The sequence below is a fragment of the [Mannheimia] succiniciproducens MBEL55E genome (genome assembly GCF_000007745.1).
GTDB lineage: Bacteria > Pseudomonadota > Gammaproteobacteria > Enterobacterales > Pasteurellaceae > Basfia > Basfia succiniciproducens.
In genome coordinates this window covers 1,046,326-1,067,588 of sequence record NC_006300.1, presented here as the reverse complement: position 1 = coordinate 1,067,588, position 21,263 = coordinate 1,046,326, and the positions used below count along the sequence as shown (strand labels likewise).

The following is a 21,263-nucleotide window of genomic DNA, read 5'->3' as shown; positions in this document are numbered from 1 at the left end:
GACAAAGAGAACAATAATATGAACGAAAACCTTCAAGAACTTATTCCGACTAAACTTGCAGCGGCAATTGCAAACCCGTTGTTTCCGGCAGTGGACAGCCAATTACGTTCAGGCAGACATATCGGGCAAGAATATTTAGATAATTTTGCTTTTTTAGCTGATTTTCAAAACGAATTAGATATGTTTTATCGTCGTTATAACGTAGAACTTATTCGTGCCCCCGAAGGTTTCTTCTATTTAAGACCGAAAGCAACCACATTAATCGCCCGCTCCGTGCTGAGCGAGTTGGAAATGCTGGTTGGTAAAGTGCTTTGTTATTTATACTTAAGTCCGGAACGGTTAGCGCAGCAAGGTATCTTCAGCGTACAGGAAGTGTATGACGAATTGCTCAATCTGGCGGATGAAAGTAAATTGCTTAAAGCGGTTAACCAACGTTCTTCAGGTTCCGACCTGGATAAACAGAAACTGGCGGAAAAAGTGCGGGCTGCGGTGAACCGTTTACGCCGTCTTGGTATGATTCATACCGTCGGCGAACAAAACAGTGGTAAATTTACCATTTCCGAATCGGTATTCCGTTTCGGGGCGGAAGTGCGCAGCGGCGATGATCCTCGCGAAGCGCAATTACGTCTGATTCGCGATGGGGAAGCGGCAACGCCGGATTCTTTATCACAGGAAAAAAGTGCGGTCAAAAATGATGAAGAAATTGAAGATGAATTAGACGAAGGGTTAGGAGAAGAAGAATAATGTCAGAAGAATTAGAACTAGAAAGTGAATTCCTGCCGGAAGAAAAGAGCGAAACCATTGTTCCGGCAACGGTTCTTACACAATCCGCCGGCATTGAACGCGGTAAATTCCGTTCTTTAACCCTGATTAACTGGAACGGTTTTTTTGCCCGTACTTTCGATTTGGACGAATTGGTCACAACCCTTTCGGGCGGTAACGGTGCGGGTAAATCCACAACCATGGCGGGCTTTGTGACGGCATTAATTCCGGATCTCACTCTTTTGCATTTCCGCAATACCACGGAAGCCGGCGCAAGCGGCGGTTCCCGTGATAAAGGTCTGCATGGCAAATTACGCCCGGGCGTATGTTATGCCGTGTTGGATGCGGTAAATTCCCGTCAACAGCGAATCTTAGCCGGTGTGCGTTTGCAGCAGGTTGCCGGTCGGGACAAAAAAGTCGATATTAAAACTTTTTCAATTCAAGGTTTGGAAATTTCTCAAAATCCGACCGCAGTTTTAACGGAAACCGTCTCCCAACGTCAGGCGCGCGTATTAAGCCTGACGGAATTAAAAGACCGCATTGAAGAACAGGGCGCGCAATTCAAGCAATATCATTCCGTTGCCGATTATCACGCCATGATGTTTGAACTGGGTATGATTCCGCGCCGTCTGCGTTCGTCTTCCGATCGCAGCAAATTCTATAAATTAATCGAGGCATCCCTTTACGGCGGTATTTCAAGTGCTATTACCAAATCGTTGCGTGATTATTTATTGCCTGAAAACCTAGGCGTTCGTAAAGCATTCCAGGATATGGAATCGGCGTTGCGCGAGAACCGCATGACCCTTGAAGCCATTAAAATGACTCAATCCGATCGTGATTTATTCAAGCATTTAATCACCGAAACCACTAATTATGTGGCCTCCGATTATATGCGCAATGCCAATGAACGTCAGGGAAATATCGAAACCGCACTTAGTTTCCGCAAAGAATGGTATGCGGCGAAGTCGGAGCAGGATTTATCTCAACACCGTCTAATTGATTTAAGCCGTGAAGCCGCCGAATTAACCGAAAATGAGAAAGCCTTAGAGATAGATCATCAAAGCGCTTCCGATCATTTAAATCTGGTATTGAATGCATTACGTCACCAGGAACGTATTGAACGCTATCAAGAAGATGTAAACGAATTAACGGAAAAACTGGAAGAACAAAAAATTGTGGTTGAAAACGCTAACGAACAGTTAGAAGAAAGCCAACTACAATTTGAAACTTTAGAAACGGAAGTTGACCAAATCCGAGGACAGTTGGCGGACTATCAACAAGCTTTAGATGCACAGCAAACCCGCGCATTGCAATACCAACAGGCGATTCAGGCTTTAGAGAAGGCAAAAGCGCTTTGCGGGCTGGCGGATTTATCCGTTAAAAATGCCGAAGTCTATCATGAAGAATTTGAAGCTCAGGTTGAAACCTTAACGGATCGCGTGTTGCAATTAGAGCAAAAAATGTCTATTTCCGAAGCGGCAAAAACGCAGTTTGACAAAGCTTATCAATTGGTTTGCAAAATTGCCGGTGAAATTCCCCGCTCTGCGGCATGGGACAGTGCAAAAGAATTATTACGCGAGTATCCGACACAAAAATTACAGGCACAACAAACACCGCAATTAAGAGCAAAGTTACATGAACTTGAACAGCGTTATCAACAACAGCAAAGTGCGGTCAAAATTTTAAAAGATTTCAATCAACGTGCCGGGTTATCATTAGAAACTGCTGATGAATTAGAAGATTATCATGCGGAACAAGAGGCGTTAATTGAAAACCTAACGGCCGAATTCTCGGAACAGGTGGAAACCCGTTCGACCTTACGCCAAAAACTGGAACAATTAACCGCACTTTTTGAAGAAAAAGCACGTTCGGCGCCCGCCTGGATTACGGCGAAATCCGCATTGGAACGTTTAACGGAACAAAGCGGCGAACAATTTGAAGACAATCAGGATGTAATGAATTTCATGCAGGCTCAATTGGAGAAAGAGCGTGAATTCACCATGCAGCGGGATCAACTGGAGCATAAACGTCAGCAGCTGGACGAACAGATTTCACGTTTAAGCCAGCCGGACGGCTCGGAAGATGCCCGTTTAAATGTGCTGGCCGAACGTTTTGGCGGCGTATTGCTTTCCGAATTATATGATGATGTGGCGATTGAAGACGCACCGTATTTTTCGGCGCTTTACGGCCCGGCACGTCATGCCATCGTGGTACGGGATCTGAATGCGGTGAAAGAGCAATTAGCCCATTTGGATGATTGCCCCGATGATCTATATTTAATCGAAGGTGACCCGGCCGCCTTTGACGATAGCGTACATTCCGCACAAGAACTCGCGCAAGGCGTTGTAGTTCAAGTTTCAGAGCGTGAATTACGTTATTCTAAATTCCCTGAAATCCCGTTATTCGGCCGTGCCGCCCGTGAAAAATATTTAACGGAACTGGAAGCGGAACGGGACAAAATCGTCGAGCAATATGCGCAACGAGCCTTTGACGTGCAAAAGTGTCAACGTTTGCACCAACAATTCAGCCAGTTCGTCGGTTTGCATTTAGCACTGGCGTTTCAGCCAGACCCCGAACAGCAAATGCGCGAAATTAACCAACAACGCAATGAAATTAATCGGGAATTGACCGCACTTTCAACGGATGAACAGCAACTGCGGATTAAATTGGACAATGCCAAAGAGCAAATGCAATTGCTTAATAAGCTGATTCCGCAATTAAATGTGATTGCCGACGAAAGTTTATCGGATAAAGTGGAAGAGTGCCGCGAGCAATTGGATATCGCGGAGCAAGACGAAATCTTTATCCGTCAACACGGCATGACACTGTCACAATTAGAACCTATTGCGAATACGCTGCAAAGCGATCCTGAAAATTATGAACGTCTGAAAGATGATTTATATCAGGCTATCGATATGCAAAAACAAGCGCAACAAAAAGCCTTTGCATTAGCGGATGTCATTCATCGACAAGCGCATTTCAGTTATGAAGATACAGTGAAAACCGAAACCAATGATTTAAACGAAAAATTGCGCGTTCGTTTAGAACAGGTTCAGGCGAAACGCGAGCAACAACGGGATCAAGTCCGTCAAAAACAACAGCAATTCGCCCAATACAATCAGGTTTACATCCAATTGCAAAGTTCATTTGAAACTAAAAATCAAATGTTAAAAGAATTAATGGATGAAGTGGGCGAGTTGGGATTAACGGTTGACGAAAATTCCGAACAGCGTGCCCGCGTTCGTAAAGACGAATTACATCATCAACTTTCAACCAGCCGCCAACGCCGTTCGTTTGTGGAAAAACAATTGACTTTAATTGAAAGCGAAGCGGAAAATTTAACCCGTCGCATTCGTAAAGCAGAACGCGATTATAAGCAACAGCGGGAACTGGTGGTTGCGGCAAAAGTAAGCTGGTGTGTCGTATTGCGTTTATCCCGTAATTCCGATGTGGAAAAACGTTTAACCCGCCGCGAATTTGCTTATTTAAGTGCGGATGAGTTACGTTCAATGTCCGATAAGGCCTTAGGTTCCTTAAGAACGGCGGTGGCGGATAACGAATATTTACGCGATGCTTTACGTATTTCGGAAGATAGCCGTAAACCTGAAAATAAGGTCCGTTTCTTTATTGCGGTATATCAACATTTACGCGAGCGTATTCGTCAGGATATTATCAAAACCGATGATCCGATTGACGCTATCGAACAAATGGAAATCGAACTTTCCCGCTTAACCGACGAATTAACCGGTCGTGAGCAAAAATTAGCCATCAGTTCGGAATCCGTTGCCAATATTATGCGTAAAACCATTCAACGGGAACAAAACCGTATCCGTATGTTGAATCAGGGATTGCAGAATATTTCCTTCGGTCAGGTAAAATCCGTTCGTTTAGTGGTAAATATCCGGGATACCCATGCAATGCTGCTTGATGCCTTATCCGGTAATCAGGAAGAATACCAGGACTTATTCAACGACAACAGAATGACGTTCTCGGAAGCCATCGCAAAACTGTATCAACGCTTAAATCCGCATATCGATATGGGACAACGTACTGCGCAAACCATTGGTGAAGAATTATTGGATTACCGCAATTACTTAGACCTTCAAGTGGAGGTATATCGTGGCGCGGACGGTTGGTTGCAGGCGGAAAGCGGTGCGCTTTCAACCGGTGAAGCTATCGGTACGGGTATGTCAATTCTGCTTATGGTTGTCCAAAGCTGGGAAGAGGAAAGCCGCCGAATCCGCGGTAAAGATATTATTCCTTGCCGTTTATTATTCCTTGATGAAGCGGCGCGTCTAGACGGCAAATCGATTTCCACCTTGTTCGAACTTTGCGAACGTTTGGATATGCAGTTGCTTATCGCGGCACCGGAAAATATCAGCCCGGAAAAAGGCACCACCTATAAACTAGTACGTAAAATCTCCGGAAACCAGGAACATGTTCATGTAGTCGGATTACGGGGCTTCGGTGCAAAAGAATAAATAGTAAATTAATGGAAAAGTGCGGTCAAAAATTTCAAAGTTTTTTACCGCACTTTGTTTATATTTTAAACTAAAGAAAATTTATAAGGACATGCGTTATGCATTTTCTCATTTTTGCAATTTTTTGCAGTGTTTCCGTTTCAGTTTTATTCAAACTAAGTAAAAAATTTAATGTTGTAACCGAACAAATGATCGCGTTCGGTTACATCACCGCATTAAGTTTAAGCTATTTTTTATTAGCACCGGATTTTAAAGGATTGAGTTTTACGGAATATTTTATCCAGAGCGAAGCCAAACCTATTTTCCTTACCTTGGGGTTACTGCTGCCAATCGGCTTTATCGTTATGTCGAAAGCAGTGGAATACGGTGGAATTGTCAGAACCGACGCAGCTCAACGGCTGGCGTTATTCCTGCAAATTATTGCAGCGGTTATTCTTTTTGGCGAAACCCTGAATAATATGCGAGTCGGCGGGGTAATTGTTGCCTTTTTTGCCTTGTTCTGTTTATTGACTAAACCGACAAAATCAATAGAAAATGCACTAAAAGCGGTGTTCGCTTTAGCCGCTGTCTGGTTGATTTGGGGGGTAACCGGTATTTTGTTCAAGAAAATCGCCTTAATGGGCGGTGCATTCCCAACCACATTATTTGTTACATTCAGCATTGCCGCAGTACTGATGTTCACTTATTTGCTTATCAAACGCACATTTTGGAACGCCTCGAGTTTAGTCGGCGGTATTATTTTAGGTTGTCTGAATTTTGGTAATATTTTATTTTATATCTATGCGCATCAATATTTTAAAGAAAATCCAACGATTGTTTTTGCAACTATGGATATTGGCGTTATTTGCCTCGGTATGATTGTCGGCGCATTGGTTTTTAAAGAAAAAATCAGCAAAATTAATATGTTAGGTATTGTACTGGGAATCACCGCAATTTTATTATTACGGGTATAACTTAATAAGTTGAGAAATTGTAATGACGGATTTTAGCTTTTTTATTTATGATTTTGAAAGTTTCGGGGTAAATCCCGCCGATGATCGCCCGGCACAATTTGCCGGTATTCGTACGGATAAGGATTTCAATATTATTAGTGACCCTGTCATGTTTTATTGCAAACAAACCAATGATTATTTACCTGCACCGGAAGCGGTCATGGTGACGGGGATTACTCCGCAAGAATGTAATGAAAAGGGGATTAGCGAACCTGAATTTGCCGCTCGGATTTTAGCGGAATTCAGCCAACCTAATACCTGTATAATGGGATTTAACAACATCCGTTACGATGATGAAATGACCCGTTATACCTTTTATCGAAACTTTATTGATCCTTATGAATACAGCTGGAAAAACGGCAATTCCCGCTGGGACTTGTTGGATTTGGTGCGTGCCTGCTATGCACTACGCCCCGAAGGCATTAACTGGCCCTTAGATGAAGAGGGAATGCCGAGTTTCCGCCTTGAAAAATTAACCAAGGCAAACGGCATTGAACATGAAAACGCTCATGACGCTATGGCGGATGTTTATGCAACAATCGCAATGGCAAAGTTAATTAAAGAAAAACAACCTAAATTATTTCAGTTCTTCTTTGAAAATCGAGGAAAAAAAGAAATAGAGAAGTGGATTGATACGGCTGAAATGACCCCGTTGGTACATGTTTCAGGAATGCTGGGCAATTACCGAGGGAACTGTACCTGGATAGCGCCATTAGCCTGGCATCCAATCAATCAAAATGCGGTTATTGCATGTGATTTAGCACAAAATATTGATGATTTACTCAATAAAAGTGCGGTGGAATTACGGGAAAATTTATACACCCAAAAAACAGAGCTAGAAAATGACGGTGTGCTACCGGTTCCTTTAAAGCTTGTCCATATAAATAAATGTCCGATTATTGCGCCGGCAAAAACCTTATTACCGGAAAATGCGCAGCGATTGGGGATAGACCGACAGTTTTGCCTGGATAACCTGAAAAAGCTGCAAAAATCCCTGGATATTCGCGACAAAGTAATAGAAGTATTCAATGAAGAAAGAAAATTTGACGATTCGGATAATGTAGAAACCGAACTTTATAGCGGATTTTTCAGCAAAGCCGATAAAAATAACATGACAATCCTGAGAACATTAGAACCGGAAAAATTGGCGGATTCCGGCTTACAGTTCGAAGATAAACGAATTCCTGACTTATTATTTCATTATAGAGCCAGACACTTTTATAAAACATTAAATCGCGGCGAACAAATAAAATGGCAAAAATACCGTCGGCAAAAATTAGAAAAAAGTGCGGTGCAATTTATGGAAAGTTTACAGCATCTCGGTGAAGAAAATAGTAATCATCCGGACAAATTAAAACTGCTGCAACAAATTTATGATTATGGAATTAAATTGTTAGCATAATATTATTTCTTCACATTATTTAATAAGTAAAGCTATTGGAAAGTTAAATCCAATGGCTTTATTTTTTACCTAAATTTATTAAATGAACATCTTGAAAATCTCTTTACAAATCATTTTAAAATTTAATAAATCATCTTTTTTATTCAAACAAACTGTTCAAAACCCCTTGATTTGTCTTGCTTAACCAGTATTTACACCTTGTGTATAAGTCTGTGATTTATTTAATCCGTAGTATTTCCTAACCAGATAACTAATTTCGCATAATGTATATTATGTTAAATAAAGAGTTAATGTAAGTCACATTTCAATACTCTTCTTTAGTCTATAGACGATTTGTAAAAATGAGGTTTAGTTTTGAGATTTTTATTAGGAAATAACCGATAAGAATATTTTTATTTCTAAATTAAAAACCGGTTTGAGTTCCAATAAATATTGGTAAATTAGTTTGGTAACGCTACGTAAAAATTATTATGTGATGTGAATAATCCCTATGTAGATTTTATCCAGCGTTATTTGTTGTTTCTTTAGTCAAATTTACCTTATTTGATTGGTTAGAATTTATTTAAATATTTATTATTAGATATGTATTGCTACTGTGATGTTGTCACAAATTTTATCAACCTATTTTATTTAGGACTTTTATTTCTCAAGATATTCAGCAGTAATTTAATAAATATTAGATAATCAGAATAAGAATGGTTATTATTAAAATAATTAATAAAATTAATAACTTAGGTAAATATCGCTTGCATAACCACTAAATGTGTTTAGAATACTTACTGATTTTTTGATCACTTTTGATATTTTATTAAAGAGGAATTTTTATGTTGAAGAAAGCTATCATTGATAAATTAAATGAACAGATTAATTTAGAGTTCTATTCATCAAATATTTATCTACAAATGAGCGCATGGTGCTCAAACCACGGTTATGAAGGCGCCGCTGCATTCCTGCTTCGTCATGCGGATGAAGAAATGGAACATATGCATAAATTATTTACTTATGTGAGCGAAACAGGCGGATTACCGCTTTTAGGTAAAATTGACGCGCCACAAAATGAATTTAAGTCATTACGTGACGTATTTGAAATAACGCTAAAACACGAGAACTTAGTTACCGCAAAAATCAACGAATTGGTTGAAGTTACTTTTGCCAATAAAGACTACTCTACATTTAACTTCTTACAATGGTATGTTGCCGAACAACATGAAGAAGAAAAATTATTCAACAGCATTATTGATAAATTCAATCTTCTGGGTGAAGACGGTCGTTCGCTTTATTTTATCGATAAAGAATTAGCAACTTTAGATTTAGCATAATTTAGGAGTCGGAAATGTTATCAGCAAACGTAGTTAAACTATTAAACGAACAAATGAATTTAGAGTTCTACTCTTCTAATCTTTATCTACAAATGAGTGCCTGGTGCGATCAAAAAGGTTACACCGGCGCAGCAGCATTTTTGTCCGCTCATGCGGCTGAAGAAATGGAACATATGCGCAAACTCTTTACTTATTTAAATGAAACCGGTTCTACAGCCGTAATTGAAGAGATTGAAGCACCGACACACGAATTTAAATCATTAAAAGAAGTGATGGAATTAACTTATCAGCACGAGCTACACATAACTAGTAAAATTAATGAATTAGTGGGTAAAACATTTGAAGAAAAAGATTATTCAGCCTTTAATTTCCTGCAATGGTATGTTGCCGAACAACATGAAGAAGAAAAATTATTCAACGGTATTCTTGATAAATTTAATCTTGTCGGCAATGAAGGCAAATCTTTATTCTTTATTGATCAGGAATTAGCAAAATTAGCTGCGGATCATTAATAAATGCGTGATCAAATCAAAGCCGATGCAAAAATCATCGGCTTTTTTGTTCTTGTATTTGATTACTCGAATCCATATTTTTATAGCTACAAGTCTTATAACTAAACGCCGCAATTAATATGCACAGTATAATGACGATTTGAATCAGGCGCTTTTTAGTGAGTTTTTCTGCCGGCATTTCACTCTCCTATTTCTATATTTAGTTCTTCTTAATTTGAATAAATAATGGTATGATTATTGAGTTAGATCAATTTTACATGATTTTTATGTAGTATGCCGAAATTTATTGAGAAACAAATGAAAGTGTTAACTCCTGATGCAGCAAAAACAGGTCGTCGTATTCAATCTGGCGGATGTGCCATTCATTGTCAAGATTGCAGTATTAGTCAACTTTGTATTCCATTTACGCTTAACGAGCATGAATTAGATCAACTCGACAATATTATTGAGCGTAAAAAACCTATTCAAAAATCTCAGATTCTCTTCAAAGCCGGTGATGAATTAACCTCACTTTATGCAATTCGTTCAGGTACAATCAAATCTTATACCATCAGCGAAACCGGTGAAGAACAAATTACCTCATTCCACCTTCCCGGTGATTTAGTCGGTTTTGACGCTATTACAAACATGAGCCATCCGAGTTTTGCCCAAGCATTAGAAACGGCAATGGTATGTGAAATTCCATTTGATATTCTTGATGATTTAACGGGTAAAATGCCTAAACTGCGCCAGCAAATGCTACGTTTAATGAGCAGTGAAATAAAATCTGATCAGGAAATGATTCTTTTGCTTTCTAAAATGAATGCTGAAGAACGTTTAGCCGCCTTCATTTATAATTTATCAAAACGTTATGCTGCCAGAGGTTTTTCCGCTCGCGAATTTCGTTTGACTATGACCCGCGGTGATATTGGCAATTATTTAGGCTTAACGGTGGAAACTATCAGCCGCTTATTGGGGCGTTTTCAAAAGCTCGGTATTCTTTCCGTGCAAGGAAAATACATTACTATCAATGATATGGTTCAACTTGTTGAATTATCAGGTACAAATCGAACTAAAATAAAACTTGTCGATTAATAATGAATCCGGTTTAGTCCAACTAAACCGGATTTTTTGTCTCTATATGACCCTAAATAAAAGTTGTCCTAAATCACACTTTTAAAGATTGCTCCTTGTTATTAATAATAATCCGTTCTATGCTTATTAATAATTTTTGGAAAAAATGGAGGTAGTTATGAAGTTTAATAATATACTTGTTATCCTGAATCCTGAGAATGATAAACAGTATGCACTGGCGCGGGCAATACGTTTAGTGAAAGAACAAAAAAGTGATAAACCTGTAAAAGTAACGCTTTTCCTTCCTGTTTATGATTTATCTTATGAAATGTCTGCATTGCTTTCATCTGAGGAACGGGAAGAAATGCATAAAGGCGTTATTGAACAACGTTATCAACAAGACGTTCTTCCTTATATTGAAAAATATCAGGATGCGACAATGATTGAGTTTTCTTCTAAAGTGGTATGGAATAGCAACGAAGCGGAAGCTTTAGTTGCCGAATTAGATGAAAATACCTACGATCTTGTGGTGAAGTACACAAAAGAAGAAGAAAGCTTAACTTCTATCCTCTTCACGCCGATTGACTGGCAATTGCTACGTAAATGCCCGGCACCTATACTAATGGTGCGTGACGGTGATTGGAAACATCAGCGACGCATTCTTGTTGCAGTGAATGTTTCCGGTGATGCCGATTATCATGAAGCATTCAACCAACAACTTGTTGAATTAAGTATGGATTTAGCGGATAACCTGGAACGCGGTAATGTCCATTTGGTCGGAGCCTACCCTCCAACCCCGATTAATATGGCCATTGATCTGCCGGAATTTCATACAAGTGAATATACAAGCGGTGTGCGAGGACAACATCTTATCAATATGAAAGCGTTGCGCCAACGTTTTGGAATTGATGAAGACCATACCCATGTATTAGAAGGTTTCCCTGAAGAAGTGATTCCTGAAGTTGCCGATAAAATCGGCGCGGAATTAGTGGTGTTAGGTACAGTCGGCCGAACCGGCTTGTCCGCAGCATTATTAGGTAATACGGCGGAACATGTTATCAGTAAATTAAAATGTAATTTGCTGGCGATTAAGCCGAATAAAATAGAAGATTAATCGTCTCTCTAAGCGATAAAAGCAAAAGTGCGGTCTATTTTTCCGCACTTTTTGTTTTTTCGCTATTTATTTTTTCATTGTCGTGAGCTTCACGTAATTCTTTCGCGACCAACGCAATCGCCTCTCCGCTGCTCATCCCCCGCTGCATTAGGACTTGAATTTTTTCTACCGCCTGCTGCTGTTGTTCATGGCTTAAGCTTAATAATGCGTTATCAAACATAGATTTTACCTTTAATAAATGATCAGAAACGGGTAATATTACCAACAAATTTGAAATTCTTAAACATAATTATAACAGGAGCGACACAATGCCTTTTAATTTAAAAAATCGTCATTTATTGAGTCTGGTTAATCATAGTCCCCGTGAAATTAAATATTTGCTTGATCTTGCCCGTGACTTAAAGCGAGCTAAATATGCCGGTACTGAACAACCCCGTTTAAAAGGTAAAAATATCGCTTTAATTTTTGAGAAAACCTCAACACGTACGCGCTGTTCCTTTGAAATTGCCGCTTATGATCAAGGGGCTAATGTCACTTATATCGACCCGACTTCTTCCCAAATCGGTCATAAAGAAAGTATGAAAGATACGGCACGTGTTTTAGGGCGCTTGTACGATGCTATTGAATACCGCGGTTATAAACAGGAAACCGTCGAAGAGTTGGCAAAATTTTCCGGCGTACCTGTGTTTAACGGTTTAACCGATGAGTTTCACCCGACACAAATGCTGGCCGACGTTTTAACGATGATTGAACATTCAACCAAGCCGCTAAATGAAATTAAATATGTCTATATCGGTGATGCCCGTAATAACATGGGTAATTCCCTGCTACTAATCGGTGCTAAATTAGGTATGGACGTGCGTATTTGCGGGCCGAAATCATTATTGCCTGAAGAGAATTTCGTTTCGATATGTGAAGAAATCTCAAAAGAAACTGGTGCCCGTTTAACTGTAACGGATGATATTGATCTTGCTGTTAAAGATGCGGATTTCGTACATACGGACGTTTGGGTTTCGATGGGCGAACCTATTGAAGCCTGGGGCGAGCGAATCAATTTATTAATGCCGTATCAAGTGAACACGGATTTAATGAAACGCACGGGAAATCCGAATGTGAAATTTATGCACTGCTTGCCGGCATTTCATAACTGTGAAACCAAAGTGGGGCGTGAAATTGCAGCCGCCTACCCTAATCTGGCAAACGGCATTGAAGTTACCGAAGATGTGTTTGAATCGCCAATGAATATTGCCTTTGAACAGGCGGAAAACCGTATGCATACTATCAAAGCCGTGATGGTTGCTTCACTGGCTTAATATAAATTTACGGGTGCCAATATGGCACCCTATTTTTTGAAACTATAGAATTTAATCTTTATTAAGTTCCTTCGCCTTTCAGGCTCTTCCCGGCTTGCTGCGGAAAGAAAAGCGAATTTATCCCCTACATCAAAATTTTCAATTTTTTAACCGCACTTTTATCTTTCTTACCATTCAAACAATGCCATCAATTTTTTCCATTGTTCGTCAAGTCCGGCGGTTATTTCAGTTCGTTGCCGTTTTATCGGATGAATAAAACTCAGTTTTTCAGCATGCAGCATTAACCGGCTTACTTCCGTGTGTTCCGTCAACGTTCTGTTCTGGTGCAAATCGCCATATTGAGTATCACCTAAAATAGGATGAAAAATATGTTTCATGTGACGACGTAACTGATGTTTACGCCCAGTATGCGGTACAAGCCGCACCAAAGCATAACGGGATGTGGCATAACGTGGTGTTGCATAAGGTTTTTCAACGGTTTTTAAACCTTCATAATCCGTCACGGCAGGTTGCGGAGCTTTATCTTCCTGAGCAAATTTATCCGCAATCTTGTCTAATTGGATTTTTAACGGATAATCGATACGTTCGCTACCCGTCAAATAACCCCGAACAACGGCTAAATAGCTTTTTTCAACCTGCTTGGTTTCAAATTGCTGACATAAAAGATTCGCCGTTTCACTACTTAAAGCGAATAACAGTACGCCTGATGTAGGACGATCCAAACGGTGAATAGGATAAACCAACCGCCCTATCTGATCCCGCAACGTTTGCATGACGAACTGCGTTTCATGGCGGTCTAACCAACTTCGATGAACCAGCATACCCGCCGGTTTATTAACCGCTACGATATGTTCATCCTGATACAAAATCTCTAACATGAATCAGCTCTTTTGCAATAACTGCTCAATTTCAATGATCGGGCTTAATAACAAACTCAGATTGTCCGTTTCCTTTAAAGCTTCTTCAATATAAGGGGAAATGGCAATCTGAGCGGGCAATTCTGTGCCGCTTTCCAACAATGCATACATTCTCGGAATAAAAATCCACTGTAACCATTCCGTAGCGGTCATTCTGTCAATAGCAAAGGGTTCCGTGCTAAGAAACGCCTCCTCCGCAGGCGGTACGGTTTGCCATAAATCCAAGGATTGCATCGCAAATTGAAGTTGTTGCAGATGTTTTTTCGTTTGAAGATGAATTGTCAAAATAGACCTCTAGTTGGTTATAGGTTATGATGGCGATTATTTTAAACAAATCTTGGCATAAACACGAAGAAAAATGTATTTAGTTGAAGTTTTTTTCAAAAATATTAATGAAGACAATCTTCCTCAACAAATTCCTTTAATAAATCAACTCATTGATCAATGGCGTTATAACGGGCAAATTATCGGTAGGGAAATTCCCGTTTTTGTTGCCAATCAGGAAAACGAACGGGGGCTTGCAACTCGTGTAATTTGTCCCGAACAGCAAAGTTTATTGCCTGAATACAATAATGCGGAAGTCAATCGCTGTTTGGCAAATATCGAAAACTGCGGTCTGATTTTGCATAGTTTTCAGATTGTCGGTGAAGATTTAAATTCCGATATTACCTACGAAGATAAAAAACCTGACTGGCAAATTCTTTACACCACCTATTTACAAGTTTGTTCGCCGTTACACAGCGGAGACCGGCTCGCCCCTATTCCACTTTATAAGCAATTAAAAGATGTGCCGCATTTAAGTATGGATGTGATTAAATGGCAGGAAAACTGGCAAGCCTGTGATCAGTTGCAAATGAATGCAGTTGCTTTGGAATCGCAGGCTTTACGGGAAATTTCCGATATTAACAGCCGGATTTTTAAGCACGGTTATTCTCTGACTAAGGAAATTGAAGAACATACGGGCGTGCCGACCTACTATTATCTTTATCGTGTAGGCGGCAAAAACTTAGCCTCAGAAAGTGCGCGCCACTGCCCTATTTGCCATGGCGATTGGAAATTAGCCCAACCGCTTTTTGACCAGTTTCATTTTAAATGCGATCACTGCCGCTTAGTATCGAATATCTCATGGAATTTTTTATAAATATTTTATAAAGTTAAGGAAAAACAATGGATTATAAAGATAACAGTTTAAAAACATTAAAACTTGGGCAAAAAACCGATTATATCGCTAATTATGACCGCACTTTGCTACAACCCGTTCCCCGCGCATTGAATCGTGACGGTTTAGGTATTACGAAGCAACAACCTTTTTCCGTTGGAGCGGATATTTGGACCGCTTATGAAATTTCATGGTTAAATATCAAAGGATTACCGCAGGTTGCTATTGCCGATGTGGAAATTGATTACCGCTCAACCAATTTAATTGAATCCAAAAGTTTTAAGCTTTACTTAAACAGCTTTAATCAAACAAAATTTAGCGATATGAGCGAAGTTCAGCGCACGATATCCGAAGATTTAAGCATTTGCGCCGAAGGAAATGTTCGCGTTCAATTGCATTCGCTAAGTAATTATAGCCATGAGCGCATTGCTGATTTTGCAGGAGAATGCCTTGATGAGCTGGATATTGAAATTAGCGATTACGGTTTTAATGCGGAAATTCTGCAAAATTGTACCGCACTTTCAACAGAGATTGTCGAAGAAACCTTAGTGAGCCATTTACTGAAGTCAAATTGTTTAATCACCAGCCAACCTGACTGGGGTTCCGTGCAAATTCATTATCAGGGTAAACGGATTGATCATGAAAAATTATTGCGCTATCTGGTTTCCTTCCGTCAGCATAATGAATTTCATGAACAATGCGTGGAACGGATTTATTGCGACATTATGAAATACGCACGCCCTGAAAAATTAACGGTTTATGCTCGTTATACTCGTCGTGGCGGATTGGATATTAATCCTTTCCGTTCTAATTTTGAGGCGATTCCGCAAAATTTACGCCTGGCAAGACAATAAAAATATAGGAGATATTATGTCAACCAGCCATTATGTCAGCCCGAAAGGCAGCATGGATCAACTTTCCCATATGGAAATTGATCTCCTTACAAAAAGAGCGCAAAGCGATTTGTATAAGCTGTTTCGCAACAGTTCTCTTGCCGTATTAAATTCAGGCGCAATTAACGATGATAGCCGGGCGTTACTAAATAAATACCCGAATTTTGAAATCAGCATAATTTGCAAAGAGCGGGGAGTGACCTTAAAGCTGGATAATTCGCCGGAAAGCGCATTTGTTGATGACAAAATTATCCGCAACATTCAATACAACCTATTTGCCGTGTTGCGCGATATTTTATTTGTGAACGCATTGATGCAACGGTTCGGCTTAGATGCGGAACGAGGCAATAGCTTTATTACAAATCAAGTGTTTTCTATTTTACGTAATGCCAAAGCACTCAGTTTAAATGAAGATCCAAACCTGGTAGTTTGCTGGGGCGGACATTCCATTAATCAAACGGAATATGCTTATTGTCGTGCTGTTGGCTTGGAATTAGGTTTACGTGAATTAAACATTGTGACGGGTTGCGGCCCCGGCGTTATGGAAGCGCCTATGAAAGGAGCGGCAATCGGTCATGCTAATCAGCGATATAAACAAAGCCGTTTTATCGGTATCACCGAACCCTCGATTATCGCATCGGAGCCGCCAAACCCGATTGTAAATGAATTAATCATTATGCCGGATATTGAAAAACGTCTTGAAGCTTTTGTACGAATGGGACACGGCATCGTAATTTTCCCGGGCGGCCCCGGCACATTTGAAGAATTCATGTTTATTTTAGGAATTAAATTAAACCCTGAAAATCGGGCGCAAAAATTACCTTTGATTTTAACGGGGCCAAAAGAAAGCGCCGATTATTTTGCCACGATCGATCGTTTTGTATTGGATACTTTAGGCGAAGAAGCACAATCGCTTTATACCATCATTATTGATGATGCAGTTGCCGTTGCTCGCCATATGAAAGCGGAGATGGTTGAAATTAGAGACTTCCGTTGTAAAATTTCCGACAGTTTTAGTTTTAACTGGTCATTAAAAATCGAACATCAGTTTCAACAACCGTTTTTACCAACCCACGAAAACATGGCGAATTTAAATCTGCATTTAAATCAGTCTACGGTAGATTTGGCGGCAAATTTACGTTGTGTATTTTCGGGCATTGTAGCGGGTAACATCAAACCGGCGACACAGGATCAAATTGCCGAAAAAGGGAAATTCCAACTCTACGGCGAACCGCGTTTAATGGAAAAAGTAGATAATCTGTTACAGGATTTTATTGTTCAACATAGAATGAAATTGCCGACGGATGAGGCCTATGAGCCTTGCTATGAAATCTGTAAATAAAAGTGCGGTCAAAAAAATAATATTTTTTATCCGTAAAATGATAAGGACGCTTTTTTAGCGTCCTTAATTTTATGTTTTCAAAAACCTAACTGCGCAATCCTACTCCATGGCTAATCAGATAATACACGAAACCATATAACGCAGTGATAAAAGTGATAAGGACAGCGAAAGTATAACCTAATCCCACATCACTGATACCTAAAAAGCCATAGCGGAAACCGTTAATCATATAAACAATCGGATTTAATTTCGATACGCCTTGCCAGAATGCAGGTAATAAAGAAATAGAATAAAAAACCCCGCCTAAATAGGTTAACGGCGTCAGTACAAAAGTCGGAATAATACTGATATCGTCAAATGAACGAGCAAATACCGCGTTAATCAGTCCGCCAAGAGAAAAAGTTGCCGTTGTCAATAACACGGTGATGAAAATAATCGTCCACGAATGAATATTGAATTCGACAAAAAATAATGACACAACAGTCACCAATGTACCGACAAACAAACCGCGCGCCATACCGCCTGCCATATAGCCTAAAATAATTACATGAGTCGAAGTCGGCGAAATAAGCAGTTCTTCCACATTGCGGGCGAATTTCGTGCTATAAAATGACGATGCCACATTACCGAAAGAATTAGTAATGCACGACATCATAATTAATCCCGGTACGATAAACTGCATATAACTGAAACCGTTCATTGCACCGATACGTCCGCCGATTAATTGCCCGAAAATAACGAAATATAAGGTCATGGTAATCACCGGCGGAACCAGTGTTTGTACCCAAATCCGGGTAAAACGGCGGATTTCTTTGTGCAAAATCGTATTAAATGCAACCCAAGCTAATCTCATTTTACTTCACCTCATCCGTCGGTTTGTTTAGCGACATGCTCACGAACAATTCTTCCAGGCGGTTCGCCTTATTACGCATACTTAATACCTGAATGCCCTGATTCGATAATTGCTCAAATAAATGGTTTAATCCCTTTTCCCGGGGCATTTCCACCTCAATGCTGTCCACATCAATTTGCTTTAGGCGATAATCCCGGATTATCGGTTTTGGGCTATTAGGGGCAAAATCAAAAATAAAGGTCTCCGTTTCCAATTTTGCCAACAGGTCTTTCATCGGCATATCCACCACTAACCGTCCTTGTTGAATAATACCGATGTGGCGGCACAACATTTCCGCTTCTTCCAAGTAATGGGTAGTCAGAATAATCGTGGTACCCTGCTCGTTTAACTCACGTAAAAATGTCCACATAGTACGGCGCAATTCAATATCGACGCCCGCCGTAGGTTCGTCCAAAATTAATAAACGGGGTTTATGCATTAAAGCGCGGGCTATCATTAAACGACGTTTCATTCCACCGGATAATCGCATTGCCTGTTGGTTTCGCTTGTCCCATAAATCCAGTTTTTTTAACCAAACTTCCGCACGTTTTTCCGCCTCTGAGCGCTCAATACCATAATAGCCCGCCTGATTTGCCAGAATATCCAGCACTTTTTCAAATTGATTGAAATTAAACTCCTGAGGAACCAAACCGATTTGTTGTTTTAATAAGCCTAATTGACTATCAAGATCATAACCAAATACCTTAACCTGCCCGGAGGTTTTGTTGATTAACGAACTGATAATACCGATGGTGGTTGATTTTCCGGCGCCGTTGTGCCCTAAAAGTGCGTAAAAATCCCCTTCTTTCACACATAAATCAATACCATGTAAGGCTTTAAAACCATTTTTATATTGCTTTGTTAAGCCTTTAATTTCTAACGCGTACATATAAATTCTCATAAAAAGTTTAAAGATATAACCTATTCGGCTATACTGCATCCCTTGTTTAGGAAATTATAGCAGAACTTTAGGAGTATCCACAGAATGAAAAAAATCGAGCAGTTATTTGCCAACAATCATAGTTGGGCATTGCGCATGAAAGAAGAAAACTCCTCTTATTTCAAGGAACTGGCGGATCACCAAACACCGCATTATTTATGGATTGGTTGTTCCGACAGCCGTGTTCCCGCAGAAAAATTAACCAATCTGGAGCCGGGCGAATTATTCGTTCATCGTAACGTTGCCAACCAAGTCATTCATACGGATTTAAACTGTCTGTCCGTGGTGCAATATGCCATTGACGTACTCAACATCGAACATATTATTATCTGCGGACATACCAATTGCGGCGGTATCAAAGCGGCGATGGCCAATCAAGATCTCGGGCTAATTAATAACTGGCTGCTGCATATCCGCGATATCTGGTATAAACACAGCCACTTATTAGGTAATCTTTCCCCGGAAAAACGGGCGGATATGCTGACCAAAATCAATGTTGCGGAACAGGTGTATAATTTAGGTCGTGCATCTATCGTACAGGATGCCTGGAAACGCGGTAAAAAATTATCACTACACGGTTGGGTATATGATGTAAGCGACGGTTTTTTAATTGACCAGGGCGTATTAGCCACAAGTCGCGAAAGTTTAGAGATTTCGTATAGAAATTCCATTGCCCGTTTAAAAACGTTGGATGAAGAAGATATTTTCCGTAAAGGTAATAAAGAAAATAACGACGAAATAATCGGCTAACTACGAGCAACAAAAATTACATAAAAAATAACCGCACTTTTTACCGTGCGGTTATTTTATCAAATGAGATTTAAAAAATCGCCACCGCTAAACCGACTACGATTACTAATGAAAGCACAACCATCATCATTGCATAACCAAAATCACTCATTGCTACTCTCCTAATCAAAAAAACTGGTCCGCAATATTAGCAGGAAAATTGATATAAATCTATTTTTACCTTTTTATCATTGTAAATTTGTGACTTACTGCAAAGTTTTATAATTATTTTCGATAAAAGTTTAACAAACGCTCTTCAATCCTTATAATAAGCGCAACATTTAGGAGATAAAAGATTATGGCAACAATTAAAGACGTCGCAAAAATGGCAGGCGTATCAACCACCACCGTATCACACGTAATTAACAAAACCCGCCATGTTGCCGACGAAACTAAACAAACCGTATTAGATGCCATCAAAGCATTAAATTATTCGCCGAGTGCCGTTGCGCGTAGTTTAAAAGTCAATACGACAAAATCTATAGGCATGGTGGTTACCACCAGTGAAACGCCCTATTTTGCCGAAATTATTCATGCGGTTGAAGAACAATGCTATCGCCAAGGCTATTCGCTCTTTTTGTGCAATACGCAAAATGATCCGGATAAATTAAAAAACCATCTTGAAATGCTGGCAAAAAAACGGGTGGACGGCGTGCTGGTAATGTGCTCCGAATATAAAGATGACAGCCGCGATTTATTAAAAAGCTTCAGCTATTTGCCTATCGTAATTATGGACTGGGGCCCGGTAAACCCGGATACGGATTTAATCTTAGATAACAGTTTTGAAGGCGGCTATTTAGCAGGCAAGCATCTTGTCGATAACGGGCATAAAAAAATCGGTTATTTAAGTGCCGAACTCACCAAAGTAACGGCGAAACAACGTTACCAAGGTTTTATTAAAGCATTAAGCGAAGCCAACGTGGAAATGAAATCCGAATGGTTATTTGAAGGCTCGTTTGAACCGGAAGACGGCTATGAATGTATGAACCGTCTGTTAGCCTTGGAAGACCGCCCTACCGCTGTTTTTTGCTGTAACGACATCATGGCGTTAGGTGCAATTTCCGCCATTACGGAAAAAGGTTATCGGGTTCCCGACGATTTTTCGGTGATCGGGTATGATAATGTACATTCATCCCGCTTTTTCGCGCCGCCGCTGACTACCATTCACCAATCGAAAGCGCGTTTGGGAGAAAGAGCGTTAAGACTACTGTTTGAGCGTATCGCACACAAAGACGCCAAACGCGAAACCATTGAAATCCATCCGGAATTGGTGATTCGTAAATCGGTGAAAAAAATCGCTTAAAAAAGTTTATACAAAACTTTCGATTTTTTAACCGCACTTTAAAACAAAGGCATAGAATTTTAATCTATGCCTTTTCGTTA

19 protein-coding genes are annotated in these 21,263 nt (G+C 39.9%); 14 read left to right on the top strand and 5 right to left on the bottom strand.

The features are described 5' to 3' along the window. Window positions 1–18: 18 nt before the first annotated feature. From mukE to uspE, 8 genes are all read left to right on the top strand, one after another. Window positions 19–744, top strand: coding sequence for a chromosome partition protein MukE (gene mukE / locus MS_RS05010; protein WP_011200260.1), 726 nt, complete (start codon window positions 19–21; stop codon window positions 742–744). Continuing rightward, the gene (gene mukB / locus MS_RS05005) at window positions 744–5,243 is read left to right on the top strand and encodes a chromosome partition protein MukB (protein ID WP_011200259.1); all 4,500 of its coding nucleotides are present in this window, start codon (window positions 744–746) and stop codon (window positions 5,241–5,243) included. Before mukE ends, mukB begins: the two co-directional genes overlap by 1 nt. A 98-nt stretch (window positions 5,244–5,341) precedes the next feature. Beyond that, window positions 5,342–6,196, top strand: coding sequence for an EamA family transporter (locus tag MS_RS05000; protein ID WP_041639722.1), 855 nt, complete (start codon window positions 5,342–5,344; stop codon window positions 6,194–6,196). A gap of 22 nt (window positions 6,197–6,218) precedes the next feature. Then, window positions 6,219–7,637 carry an exodeoxyribonuclease I gene (sbcB, locus tag MS_RS04995; protein ID WP_011200256.1) on the top strand — a complete coding sequence of 473 codons (1,419 nt, stop codon included), beginning with the start codon at window positions 6,219–6,221 and terminating at the stop codon, window positions 7,635–7,637. An 824-nt stretch (window positions 7,638–8,461) separates the two neighbouring features. After that, entirely contained in the window at window positions 8,462–8,956 is a 495-nt protein-coding gene (gene ftnA, locus MS_RS04990; protein ID WP_011200255.1) for a non-heme ferritin, read from the top strand. A gap of 14 nt (window positions 8,957–8,970) precedes the next feature. After that, window positions 8,971–9,468, top strand: coding sequence for a non-heme ferritin (ftnA, locus tag MS_RS04985; RefSeq protein ID WP_011200254.1), 498 nt, complete (start codon window positions 8,971–8,973; stop codon window positions 9,466–9,468). Window positions 9,469–9,765: 297 nt separating this feature from the next. After that, window positions 9,766–10,542, top strand: coding sequence for an FNR family transcription factor (locus tag MS_RS04980; RefSeq protein ID WP_041640185.1), 777 nt, complete (start codon window positions 9,766–9,768; stop codon window positions 10,540–10,542). Window positions 10,543–10,699: 157 nt separating this feature from the next. Next, window positions 10,700–11,635 carry a universal stress protein UspE gene (gene uspE / locus MS_RS04975; protein WP_011200251.1) on the top strand — a complete coding sequence of 312 codons (936 nt, stop codon included), beginning with the start codon at window positions 10,700–10,702 and terminating at the stop codon, window positions 11,633–11,635. 34 nt (window positions 11,636–11,669) lie between these two features. Here the strand turns inward: uspE and MS_RS04970 are convergent, their stop codons facing one another. Further along, a complete protein-coding gene (locus MS_RS04970; RefSeq protein WP_041639720.1) occupies window positions 11,670–11,855 on the bottom strand; it encodes a YoaH family protein in 186 nt (61 codons plus the stop codon). An 88-nt stretch (window positions 11,856–11,943) separates the two neighbouring features. On the opposite strand from MS_RS04970, the gene MS_RS04965 reads away from it, so the two are divergent. Further along, the gene (locus tag MS_RS04965) at window positions 11,944–12,948 is read left to right on the top strand and encodes an ornithine carbamoyltransferase (protein ID WP_011200248.1); all 1,005 of its coding nucleotides are present in this window, start codon (window positions 11,944–11,946) and stop codon (window positions 12,946–12,948) included. 167 nt (window positions 12,949–13,115) lie between these two features. Here the strand turns inward: MS_RS04965 and truC are convergent, their stop codons facing one another. Together truC and MS_RS04955 are read right to left on the bottom strand one after the other, a co-directional pair. Further along, window positions 13,116–13,826: a tRNA pseudouridine(65) synthase TruC gene (truC, locus tag MS_RS04960; RefSeq protein WP_011200247.1), complete on the bottom strand. Its 711-nt coding sequence runs from the start codon at window positions 13,824–13,826 to the stop codon at window positions 13,116–13,118. A gap of 3 nt (window positions 13,827–13,829) precedes the next feature. After that, entirely contained in the window at window positions 13,830–14,144 is a 315-nt protein-coding gene (locus MS_RS04955; RefSeq protein ID WP_041640184.1) for a YqcC family protein, read from the bottom strand. 79 nt (window positions 14,145–14,223) lie between these two features. Here MS_RS04955 and MS_RS04950 point away from each other — a divergent pair, with 79 nt between their 5' ends. The 3 genes from MS_RS04950 to ppnN are packed head-to-tail and all read left to right on the top strand — an operon-like array spanning window position 14,224 to window position 17,259. Then, on the top strand, window positions 14,224–15,006 hold the full coding sequence (locus MS_RS04950; protein ID WP_011200245.1) for a Zn-ribbon-containing protein: 783 nt from the start codon (window positions 14,224–14,226) through the stop codon (window positions 15,004–15,006). A 26-nt stretch (window positions 15,007–15,032) separates the two neighbouring features. Beyond that, window positions 15,033–15,878: an NADPH-dependent 7-cyano-7-deazaguanine reductase QueF gene (gene queF / locus MS_RS04945; protein ID WP_011200244.1), complete on the top strand. Its 846-nt coding sequence runs from the start codon at window positions 15,033–15,035 to the stop codon at window positions 15,876–15,878. Between the two features lie 16 nt (window positions 15,879–15,894). After that, window positions 15,895–17,259, top strand: a complete 1,365-nt coding sequence (ppnN, locus tag MS_RS04940; RefSeq protein WP_041639719.1) for a nucleotide 5'-monophosphate nucleosidase PpnN — start codon at window positions 15,895–15,897, stop codon at window positions 17,257–17,259. An 85-nt stretch (window positions 17,260–17,344) separates the two neighbouring features. Here ppnN and MS_RS04935 read toward each other — a convergent pair whose 3' ends face one another. Further along, window positions 17,345–18,112, bottom strand: coding sequence for an ABC transporter permease (locus MS_RS04935; protein ID WP_011200242.1), 768 nt, complete (start codon window positions 18,110–18,112; stop codon window positions 17,345–17,347). Window position 18,113: 1 nt separating this feature from the next. Further along, a complete protein-coding gene (locus MS_RS04930) occupies window positions 18,114–19,040 on the bottom strand; it encodes an ABC transporter ATP-binding protein (protein ID WP_041639718.1) in 927 nt (308 codons plus the stop codon). Window positions 19,041–19,136: 96 nt separating this feature from the next. On the opposite strand from MS_RS04930, the gene can reads away from it, so the two are divergent. Both can and purR read left to right on the top strand, forming a co-directional pair. After that, window positions 19,137–19,841: a carbonate dehydratase gene (gene can, locus MS_RS04925; RefSeq protein WP_011200240.1), complete on the top strand. Its 705-nt coding sequence runs from the start codon at window positions 19,137–19,139 to the stop codon at window positions 19,839–19,841. A gap of 337 nt (window positions 19,842–20,178) precedes the next feature. Further along, on the top strand, window positions 20,179–21,183 hold the full coding sequence (purR, locus tag MS_RS04920) for an HTH-type transcriptional repressor PurR (protein WP_011200238.1): 1,005 nt from the start codon (window positions 20,179–20,181) through the stop codon (window positions 21,181–21,183). Window positions 21,184–21,263 lie beyond the last annotated feature (80 nt).